The organism is Deltaproteobacteria bacterium (assembly GCA_005879795.1).
Lineage (GTDB): Bacteria > Desulfobacterota > Binatia > DP-6 > DP-6 > DP-6.
Genome location: VBKJ01000179.1, coordinates 1 through 9,899, shown reverse-complemented (window position 1 = coordinate 9,899; position 9,899 = coordinate 1). Strand labels below are relative to the sequence as shown.

Below are 9,899 nucleotides of genomic sequence, written 5' to 3'. Positions count from 1 at the left end.
CGCCGAGCATCGTGGCGCCGCTCATCGCGTCGTTGAAGATGGTGACGTCGCCGCCCTTGTTGCACTCGAGGCGCTCGGCGTGGCTGAAGGTGCCGTCGCCGCCCGCGCTGCAGAAGCTCGACCCATGATCGTCCCCCGTGGCCCAGTTACGAGAGACCTGATCCGAGTAGGTGCAGGAGGAGGTATTGGCGTCGAAGGCGCGCGAGATGCTGTCGCCGGAGACGCTGACGGAGTCGGCCAGGATCACTGCGCCCGCCGGGAGCGCGCAGATGAAGATGAAACCCAGGGCTGCCACACGGGCGCGGCATCGAGCCATCTCGAACCTCCTCCGGGTGCCCGGCTCGCTGACTCGTAGTACTCGGCTCGCTCGCTCGTCAATGGTCTTCTGCCCGGACCCGCTTAAGTGTCGAGCCCGCGGGGAGGAGGGGCGAGCGGACGCCCGCCGACGAGCACGTCCGCCCCGCGCTCACAATGGCGAAGGGGTGTTCTTCGTCCTCGCTTCGGTTGTGGGCGCGTGCTTACTCTATCGAGCCGTGACCGGAGGCGAGCCGGACTGGAAGTGGGAGAGAGCGGTGACACGGCGTCACACGGGACACTGAGTCACTACCCGTTGGCCCCAGGCCTGGCTTCCCGCAGTCTCCTCCGCGGCGTCAGCCCCCGCCGCGCGAGGCGGGCCCGGTGTCCGTTGCGGCGCGAGGCGGCTCTCGCCACGAAGTCGAGGCGACACGTCGACGCGCGCGAGGCGACCCGGCGCGCCGATGCCGCCTGCCCGCCCAGCCCCCCGTGCACGCGGCCAGCTACCGTCGGGGATCGGTCTCGGCTGGTTGCTCCGCGCCGCCGTCCGCGGGTCGGGCGGCGCCCGGGACCTTTGCCGCGGCGAAGGCCTGCGTCTCCGGGTCGGCGGCGTCCTTGACGAGCTCGGCGTAGATCGCCCGCGCCTGGTCGGTGTGGCCGGCGGCCTCGTCGAGCCGCGCGGCGCCGAGTAGCGCATCGTTGCGATACGGGCCGGGCAGCGCGCCGGCCTGGGTGTAGGCCTCGAGCGCACCCGGCGTGTCGCCGCTCGCCTCCCTGGCGCGGGCGAGCCCCACCTGAGCCTCCTGGCGCAGGTAGTCGGTGTCGACCGCGCGGGCGAGGTACTCGCCGTACGCGGTGGCGGCGGCGGCCTGATCCCCCTGCCGCGCGAACGCGTGGGCGCGGTAGAGAGCGGCGAGGCGGCCGAAGGGCGCCTGCGGGTAGCGCTGGACGACGTAGGCGAAGTCCTGGGCGGCGTCCTGGAACTTGCCCTCGGTGAAGCGCCCCTGCGCGGCGCGGAAGGCAACCGCGGCGGCCTCGTTGCGCGAGGCACGCCAGCGGCCGACGGCCAGGCTGGCGACCAGGGCCACGACGGCCACCGCGAGGAGGCCGTACACCACCGGCAGGTGCTCGCGGGCCCAGGTGAGCGCCTGCCCGGTCAGCGTCTCGAACTCGTCGGGCTTGCGGAGGTCCTTGCGGCGAATCTTGAGCCGCCTGGCGTGCCGGGGCATGCGCGCTCTGCCCCGCCCCTACATCTTGTACTTGAAGTCGTCGGGCGACATCTTCTCGAGGATCTCGGCCCACTTGTCGCGCGAGATGTTGGAGAGGTCCTGGTCCTTCCCCTCCTCCATCTGCTGGAGCACGCTCGAGGCTTCGAGGACCTTCTTGGCGACGTAGATCGGGCTCTTGGTGCGCAGCGCGAGGCTGATCGCATCCGACGGGCGCGCGTCGATGGTGACCTGGCGGCCGTCGACGCGCAGGTAGATCAGCGCGAAGTAGGTGTTGTCCTTGAGGTCGGTCACCTCGACCCACTCGACCGCCGCGCCGACCTCGCCGATCACGCTGCGCAGCAGGTCGTGGGTCATCGGGCGCGCCATCTTGATGCCCTCGAGCTCGGTCGCCATCGCGGTCGCTTCGAGGAGCCCGATCCAGATGGGCAGGTTCAGCTTGTTGTCGGGGTCGCGGAGGATGACGATCGGCGTCTTGGTGACCGGATCGAGGGTCAGGCCCCCCACCGTCATCAGGATGAAGTCCTCGCGGTTCATCGCGTCCCCCATCGCCTCCGCATTGTGAAGCAGCGCTCCCCGGCCGTCAATCACACCGCCACGAGGCGATCGATCACGCGGTAGAGCTGGTTCAGGTTGCGGCACTCCTCGACCAGGGTGCAGTAGGGGGCGTACCGGTCCATCTCGCTGTCGCCGAACCCCCAGGTCATCTTGTTCTCGGGGTTGAGCCAGATGACCTGCTTGGCGCGCTGCTGCACGTCCCTGAGCACCCAGTCGTGCGGCAGGTTGTAGTTGTTGCGCCCGTCGCCCAGGATGATGACCGTGGTGCGCTTGTTCACCGCGGGCAGGAAGTCCCGGTGGAAGGCCTTGAAGGCGCGCCCGAAGTCCGAGTGGGCGTAGACGTTGATGACGTTGCCGTGGAGCGCCGCGCCGATCGCGTCGTTGATGTCGCGTTCCTGGAAGAGGCGCGTGATCTCACCCACCTCGGCGACGAAGATGAAGCTGCGCACCTTCGAGTAGAGGTCCTGGAGCGAGTAGACGAACTGGAGCATGAAGCGCGACACGTTGCGCACCGAGTCGGAGACGTCGCACAGCACCATCACCTGCGGCTTCTCCTTGCGCCGGCGGTCGAAGACGATGCGGAAGGGGACGCCGCCGTACTGGAGGTTCTTGCGCAGCGTGTCGTTCGAGTCGAACTTCCCCCGGCGAGCCCGCTTGCGCCGGATCGACACCACGTTGCGCAGGCGCCGGGCGAGCTTGGTGACCGCCTCCTGCATGCGGCGGATCTCCTCCTCGGAGAGGTAGTAGAAGCTCTTCTCCGCCAGCGCCTGCAGGCGCTGGCGGTCGCCGCGCGTCACGTCCTGGCGTTGGAGCTCGCCACGCACCAGGCGCTTCACCATGTCGGCCAGGTCCTGGAGCCGGCGGTCGAGATACGCTTCCAGGCGCCGCGCGTCGGCGGCTGAGAGCCCGGCGAGCAGCTCCTTCAGGCGCGCCAGCTCGAGCGACAGCCCCGAGAGCCCGAGGGCCTGCGCGACCGCGTGCGCGAAGCGGCCCTCCTGGAACCCGTGCTGGATGTCGGAAAGGCCCGCCTGCTCCGCGGCTTCGCGCAGCAGCTTCTCGAGCCGCCCCGCGTCGGCCTCGAGGAGCGCGCGGGCGAGGGGCGAGAGCTCGGCGCCCGCCTCCTCCAGGCGCTGCTTCAGCTGGTCGAGGAAGCGTTGGAAGTCCTCCTCGCTCATCTCGAGCGCGCCCGCGGTCGCGGCCGTGAGCTCCTTGATCGCGTCGGCCAGGCCAGAGAAGAAGAGGTCGAAGAGGGTCTCGAAGGTGGGCAGGTCGACGCCCCGCTTCACCGTGGTGGCGCGCAGCGCGGCACGCACCGTGCCGCGGTCGGGCAGCCCCACCACGTCGAGCGCTCGCAGCATGTCCATGCTCTCGGCAAGCGAGACGCGGACGCCGTTCTGGCGCAGCAGGTTCGTGAACTCGACGAGCTTCGCGTCCATGGACGGCGTACGCTAGTGCAGCACGTCCTTGTCGCTCTGCACGCGGGGGGCCTTCAGCTTCGCCCGCTGCAGCTCCACGTACTCCTTGAGCTCCTGCTGCGCCTTGCGGATGTCACCCTCGTACTTGAGGATGGTGGCGAGCGTCTCGGAGACCAGCTGCTCATCGAGCGTCTGCAGGTTGAGCAGCGTGAGCGCGCGCGCCCAGTCGAGCGTCTCGCTGATGCTCGGGGCCTTCTTCAGATCGAGCTTGCGGATGCGGTGCACGACCGCGACCACGTCCGCCGCCAGGCGTTCGGAGACCCCCGGGACCTTGAGGCGGACGATCTCGAGCTCCTGCGCCCGCTCCGGGAAGTCGATGAAGAGATGCAGGCAGCGGCGCTTGAGCGCGTCCGACATCTCACGCGCGTTGTTGCTGGTCAGGACGACGAGGGGGACGTGCCGCGCCTTCATCGTGCCGAGCTCGGGCACGCTCACCTGGAAGTCGGACAGCACCTCGAGGAGGAAGGCCTCGAACTCGGTGTCCGACTTGTCGATCTCGTCGATGAGCAGCACGCAGGGCTTCTCCGAGCGGATGGCGCGCAGGAGAGGCCGCGGCAGGATGAAGCGGTCGCTGAAGAAGACATCGTCCTGGGAGGCGATCCGATCCACCGCCTCGGTGAGCGAGCGGGCCCCGCCCAGCACCTCGCTGATCTTGTCCTTCAGGATCTGCGTGTAGAGGAGCTGCTTCGCGTACTCCCACTCGTAGAGGGCCTTGGCCTCGTCGAGCCCCTCGTAGCACTGGAGGCGAATCAGCTCCTGGCCGAGCGCGGCCGCCAGCACCTTGGCGAGCTCGGTCTTCCCCACCCCGGCCGGGCCTTCCACCAGGATCGGCTTCTTCATCTCGGCCGCCAGGTAGACGACCGTCGCGATGGTGTGGCTGGTGATGTACTTGAGACGCGCGAAGCGCTGGATGACGTCGTCTATGGATACGAACATGCGCCGGGATCCTCGCGAGCGCCGCGAAGGGCGAATTTCGGCGGACGCTAACACACGGGTTTGGGCAAGACAATCAAGCGTTTGGCCCCTCGTGTAGATATCGCTACCATCGTCGCCGTGTGCACGCTCGCGGCGTTCGTCCGGGTCTTCCCGACCCACCCGCTGGTGGTGGCCGCGAACCGCGACGAGTACCTGGCGCGACCGGCGACCCCGCCCATGCTGCTGCGCGAAGCGCCGCCACGGGCGTTCGGCGGCCGTGACCTCAGGGCGGGCGGCACCTGGCTAGGCGCCAGCGAAGCGGGCCTGGTCGCGGGCATGCTCAACCGGCGCACCGCCACACCTCCCGATCCCACCTGCCGCTCGCGCGGGCAGCTCTGCCTGGACCTGCTCGGCTGCGCGACCGCGGCGGAGGCGGCGGTGCGGGTCGCGGCCGAACCCGCGGGCCGCTACAACCCCTTCAACCTGCTCCTCGCCGACCGCCGCGACGCGTTCGTGGTGAGCCAGCCGCGGAACGAGCGGCCGGGGGCGACGCGGCTCGAGCCCGGTCTCCATCTCTTGACGAACCTCGACCTCAACGACCCCACCTGCCCGCGCATCGCGGCCTCGCATCGGGGCTTCGCAGCCGCCGGCGATGGCTTCGGCCGGGACGGCGACGTGGACGCGCTCGTCGCCCGCCTGCAGACGGTGCTCGCCGACCACGCGACCGCCCTCGACCCGCGCGGCCCGGGCAGCCTCTGCGTGCACATGGGACCCTACGGAACGCGCTCGTCCTCGGTGCTGCTCGTCCCGGCGGTCGCCGAGCCGGTGCGCTACTTCCACGCCGACGGTCCGCCCTGCCGGACGCGCCTCGAGCCGGTGCCCCTGCCCTTCTGAAGCGGTCTTCCATCGATGACTGCCCGCTCCCTGTTCGAGGCAATTCTCAGTGCGCCGGGGAACGCGCTCATCGACAGCGCCAACCACTTCACGCGGCGTGTCGGGCGCATCCTTCGGCGGGACGTATCCATCTCCTCCCGCTTTCTCCCCTACGCGCCCGAGTCCGATGCGTGGGTCCTGCCCCCGCGGGCGCGACGTCCCCCGGACGCGCAGCTTCCCGTGCCGCCCCGGGACCTTTGGCTCGGATATGGCAGGACGCCAGAGGAGTACCTGGCGAGCGGACGTAGGGACGTCGAGTCGATGCGGACCCTTCTCTCCGAGGCCGGCACCGAGTTGTCGTCGTGCCGGCGCATCCTCGACCTCGGGTGCGGCGCGGGGCGGATGCTTCGCTGGCTGGATGGCGTCGGAGCCGAGGTCTGGGGTAGTGACGTGAGCGCACCGCACATCGTTTGGTGCCAACAGAACCTGAGCCCGCCGTACCGATTTCTCACGAATACGTCGTCCCCGCATCTGCCGTTCGAGAGCGGCTACTTCGACCTGATCTATGCGGGTTCGCTGTTCACGCACCTGTCGGAGCTCGTGGAGGCCTGGTTGCTCGAGATTCGCAGGCTTCTCCGAGCGGGCGGCGCGGCCTACGTCACGATCCACGATGAGCACACGCTGCGAGCGCTGGACCGCAATCCGGAGCGGCCGTTGGCCCGGCGCCTGAAGAGCGAGCCGGAGGCTCGGCAATTCTGGCGCTCGCCCTTCGGGATGTTCACGCTCCGACGCGGCTTCAACGCGCTCGTCTTCTACAGCGAGAGTTTCGTGCGTGATTCCTGGGGCTCGATCATGCCGATCCTGTCGATGACGCCAGAGGCGTACGACATCCAGAGCGCGGTGGTGATGGTGAAAGAGCCCGCCCGCAGACCGTCTCCGTAGCCGACGGCGCTCGGCGTGCCGCCGGTCGTCGGCCTGGAGGTCCCGTCACCACGCGAGCCAGACGCCCTCGACGCGCGAGGGCCGCAGCGGATGCAGCTCGTAGTCGCGGACGCGCGGGTGGCGCACGGCGGACCCCGCGGGGTGGAAGAGCGGCACCCAGGGTGCGTCCTGCATGATCTTCACCTCGGCCTCGTGGAAGAGCGCGAACCGGCGTGCGGGATCGAGCAGCGGATCGGCCTCGTCGAGGATGCGGTCCACCTCGGGGTTCGAGTAGAAGGTGTTGTTGTTCGTGTCGCGGCTCCGGCTGTGGAGGAGCACGGTTAGGAAGTTCGAGGGATCGGGGAAGTCGGCCTCCCAGCCGAGGAGGAAGAGCGGCACGATGCCGGGGTGGCGCACGGCCTCGATGAGGGCCGGGAAGTCCACGGGCTTGAGCGCGAGCCGCACGCCGATCTGGCGCAGGTCCTCCTGCATCGACTGGGCGAGCCGCATCGAGCCCTCGTCGCGCGAGGCCCAGAGCGTGGTCGCGAAGCCGGCCGCGAGCCCCGCCTCCGCGAGGCGTTGGCGGGCCGCGGGCGGGTCGTGCGGGTATCCGGGCACCGGCGCCGCGCCCGGCATGTCGGGCGGCAGGATGCCGGTCGCGAGCACGCCCTGCCCGTCGATCAGCTCGAGGAGGCGGCGCTTGTCGATGGCGAGGTTCATCGCCTGGCGGACCGGCACGCGGTCGAAGGGCGCGACCTCGCAGTCGAGGCCCAGGTACTGGGTGCGGAGTGTCGTGCGGCTCAGGATGAGCGGCCGGTAGCGCGGGTCGGCCAGCACGCGCTGGAACTCGGCCGACGGGATGCCCGCCAGATCGATCTCTCCCCGCTGGTACTTGAGCCAGGCGAGCTGCGGGCTCACGCCGATGGTCACCTCGACCGCGTCCAGGTACGGGCGCGCGGCGCGGAAGTAGCGCGGGTTGCGCGCCAGGCGGAGGCGCTGCCCGTACACCCACTCCTCGAGCACGAAGGCGCCGCTGCCGACCGGGTGACGGGTGAAGTCCTCGTCGCCGAAGCGCTCGGCCGCCTCGCGGTCCACGACCGCCGCGAACGGCATGGTGAGCTTGTGGAGGAAGAGCGGATCGACGGCGGTCAGGTCGAACTCGATGCGGTCGAGCGCGGGCGCGCGGATGCCGCGCACCTCCTTCGTCTTGCCGGCGATGTAGTCCTTCGCGCCCTCGATACCGTGGAAGAACTCGGCCCCCTGGGAGTGGATGGCGGGTCTCAGCAGGCGCTCGAGCGAGTACTTGACGTCCGCAGCGGTCATGGGCCGGCCGGTCGAGAACACGACGTCGTGGCGGAGGGTGAAGCTCACGTGGCGCCCGTCGGGGCTCAGCGTCCACGACTCGGCCAGCTCGGGCACGATGTTCGTCCCCGCATCGTAGTCGACCAGCGTGTTGAACAGCATCTGCTCGAGGCCCCAGGAGACCGTGTCGTAGCCCTTCGCGGGATCGAGGTAGCGCGGGTCCTCGCCCGAGGCCTCGTGGAGCACCCCGCCCCGCCGCGGGGGCTCGTCCCCGTCCGGCGGCCCCGACGGGGGCGGATCGAGCGGGACGGCACAGGCGGCCGCCAGCACGCCGAGCAGGACGAGCCACGCGGACCGTCTCACGTCCGCCGCTCGCCGATCAGGTCGATCAGTCCGTAGCCGGTCAGGTTGAAGCCGATGACGGCGAGCGCGATCGCCACCCCCGGTACCACCACCAGCCAGGGGGCGACGGCGATGTAGGTCTGCGCGTCGCTCACCATGCGCCCCCAGGACGGCGTTGGCAGCGGCACGCCGAGCCCCAGGTACGAGAGCCCCGCGTCCACCACGATCGCGCCCGACATGCCGAGCGCGGCGAGCACCACGGCGCCCGGAGTCACGCCGGGGAGGAGATGGCGGAGGATGATTCGCCCGTCGGAGGCGCCGAGGGCGCGCGCGGCCTGCACGTAGTCGCGCTCGCGGAGGCTCAGCACCTCGCCCCGCACGGTGCGCGCGAAGGTCGTCCACCCGATCGCCCCGATCACGAGCGGGATGGTGAGGATCGAGGGTGGGAAGATGGTCGCGAGTACGATCAGGAGGAGGAGCGACGGCATGGTGAGCACGAGGTCGACCAGCCACATGAGGGCCGCATCGATCGCACCGCCGAAGTAGCCCGCCACCAGGCCCACGGTCATCCCGATCGCCAGGCTCACGGCCATCGCCAGCCCGCCCACGAAGAGCGAGGTGCGCGCGCCGTACGCGAGCCGCGCCCACACGTCGCGCCCGAGCGTGTCCGTGCCGAGCGGGTGCCCGCCCCCGGGCGCGAGCGGCCCGCGATAGGTCGCGACCACGATCGCGTCGGGGTCGTAGGCCGTGAGCCAGGGCGCGGCGAGCGCGACTAGCCCGAGCGCCCCTACCAGCACGAGGCCGGCTGCGAAGAGCCGCCGGCTCCGGCGGCGCGAGCCGAGCCCGGTGGGTGCGGCCTCAGGCACGCTGCACCCGCGGGTCGATGACGCCGTAGAGCAGGTCGACGACCAGGTTCGCGACCAGCACGAGCACGGCCGAGAAGAGGACCGTGCCGGCCACGAGCGGGATGTCGAGATTGAACACCGCCTGCACGGCGAGCCGGCCGAGGCCGGGCCAGTTGAAGACGGTCTCGGTGAGCACGACGCCACTCATGAGCGCGGCGATGTCGAGGCCGAGGATCGTCACGATCGGGATGAGCGCGTTGCGCAGCGCGTGCACGAAGTAGAGGCGCGCCGGCGGGGCGCCTTTGGCGCGCGCGGTGCGGATGTAGTCGCTCGCCAGCGTGCCGCCCACGTTGGTGTGCACGAAGCGGGTGTAGAAGAAGAACTCGACGATCGCGAGCGTAATTGCCGGAAGGATGAGGTTCAGCGGGTTCGGCCGCCACCAGGCGCCTCCTGATCCGTACCCACCGAGCGGCAGCAGCTTCAGGCGATAGCTGAACTCGTAGATGAGGAGGTTCGCGAGCCAGAAGGTCGGGATCGAGAGGCCGATCAGCGTCCCGAGCAGCACCACGACGTCGATCAGCGAGCCCCGGCGCGCGGCCGTCACGATGCCGAGCACCAGCCCGAGGAAGAAGCCGAGCGCGAGGCTTGTGAGTGCCAGCCACGCAGTGGCCGGCAGGCGCTCGGCGATCACGTCCGCCACCCGCCGCCCGGTCATGTAGGAGCGGCCGAGGTCGCCGCGCGCGAGGCGGGCCAGGTAGCGACCGTACTGCACCATCACCGGGTCATCGAGCCCGAGGTCCTTGCGGATCATGGCCAGCGTCTCGGGGTCGGCCTTCGGGCCGGCGATGGTCACGGCGGGGTCGGCCGGGACGACCCGCACCAGCACGAAGATGATGAGCGTCGTGCCGAGGAGGGTCGTGAGGGCGCGCAGGACGCGCCGCACGACGTAGCCGATCATCCCACGTACCTCGTCGGGTCGGGCACGCCCGCCGCCGCGAAGGCGTGCCGCCGCTCGGCGCACTTGGTGCACCGGCCGCAGTGGCGGAGCCCGCGCGGGCGCGCGCAGGAGAGCGTGAGCGCGAGCGGCAGGTCGCGGCCGCGACGGATCACGGCGGCTTTCTCGAGGTGGCGGAACGGGGCCCGGATCG

11 protein-coding genes are annotated in these 9,899 nt (G+C 70.4%); 2 read left to right on the top strand and 9 right to left on the bottom strand.

Translation table 11 applies throughout. The annotated features are described in order from the left end of the window. The 5 genes from E6J59_15345 to E6J59_15325 form a co-directional block, all read right to left on the bottom strand. The coding region (locus E6J59_15345) for a hypothetical protein (GenBank protein ID TMB17942.1) at window positions 1-316 on the bottom strand (316 nt) is incomplete at its 3' end. Window positions 317-797: 481 nt separating this feature from the next. Then, window positions 798-1,523, bottom strand: coding sequence for a tetratricopeptide repeat protein (locus E6J59_15340; protein ID TMB17941.1), 726 nt, complete (start codon window positions 1,521-1,523; stop codon window positions 798-800). 18 nt (window positions 1,524-1,541) lie between these two features. After that, window positions 1,542-2,057 (bottom strand): bifunctional nuclease family protein, encoded by a 516-nt coding sequence (locus E6J59_15335; protein TMB17940.1) that lies wholly within the window; start codon window positions 2,055-2,057, stop codon window positions 1,542-1,544. A gap of 50 nt (window positions 2,058-2,107) precedes the next feature. Beyond that, complete coding sequence (locus E6J59_15330; GenBank protein TMB17939.1) at window positions 2,108-3,514, bottom strand: VWA domain-containing protein; 1,407 nt, start codon at window positions 3,512-3,514, stop codon at window positions 2,108-2,110. Between the two features lie 12 nt (window positions 3,515-3,526). Then, on the bottom strand, window positions 3,527-4,489 hold the full coding sequence (locus tag E6J59_15325) for a MoxR family ATPase (GenBank protein TMB17938.1): 963 nt from the start codon (window positions 4,487-4,489) through the stop codon (window positions 3,527-3,529). Between the two features lie 60 nt (window positions 4,490-4,549). On the opposite strand from E6J59_15325, the gene E6J59_15320 reads away from it, so the two are divergent. Both E6J59_15320 and E6J59_15315 read left to right on the top strand, forming a co-directional pair. Next, on the top strand, window positions 4,550-5,362 hold the full coding sequence (locus E6J59_15320) for an NRDE family protein (protein TMB17937.1): 813 nt from the start codon (window positions 4,550-4,552) through the stop codon (window positions 5,360-5,362). Between the two features lie 15 nt (window positions 5,363-5,377). Beyond that, window positions 5,378-6,283, top strand: coding sequence for a class I SAM-dependent methyltransferase (locus tag E6J59_15315; GenBank protein ID TMB17936.1), 906 nt, complete (start codon window positions 5,378-5,380; stop codon window positions 6,281-6,283). Window positions 6,284-6,328: 45 nt separating this feature from the next. Here E6J59_15315 and E6J59_15310 read toward each other — a convergent pair whose 3' ends face one another. The 4 genes from E6J59_15310 to E6J59_15295 form a co-directional block, all read right to left on the bottom strand. Beyond that, window positions 6,329-7,927 carry an ABC transporter substrate-binding protein gene (locus tag E6J59_15310; GenBank protein ID TMB17935.1) on the bottom strand — a complete coding sequence of 533 codons (1,599 nt, stop codon included), beginning with the start codon at window positions 7,925-7,927 and terminating at the stop codon, window positions 6,329-6,331. Next, the gene (locus E6J59_15305; protein ID TMB17943.1) at window positions 7,924-8,703 is read right to left on the bottom strand and encodes an ABC transporter permease; all 780 of its coding nucleotides are present in this window, start codon (window positions 8,701-8,703) and stop codon (window positions 7,924-7,926) included. Before E6J59_15305 ends, E6J59_15310 begins: the two co-directional genes overlap by 4 nt. Window positions 8,704-8,764: 61 nt before the next feature. Then, window positions 8,765-9,709: an ABC transporter permease gene (locus E6J59_15300; GenBank protein ID TMB17934.1), complete on the bottom strand. Its 945-nt coding sequence runs from the start codon at window positions 9,707-9,709 to the stop codon at window positions 8,765-8,767. Beyond that, the coding region (locus E6J59_15295; GenBank protein ID TMB17933.1) for a 7-cyano-7-deazaguanine synthase at window positions 9,706-9,899 on the bottom strand (194 nt) is incomplete at its 5' end. The genes E6J59_15300 and E6J59_15295, both read right to left, overlap by 4 nt.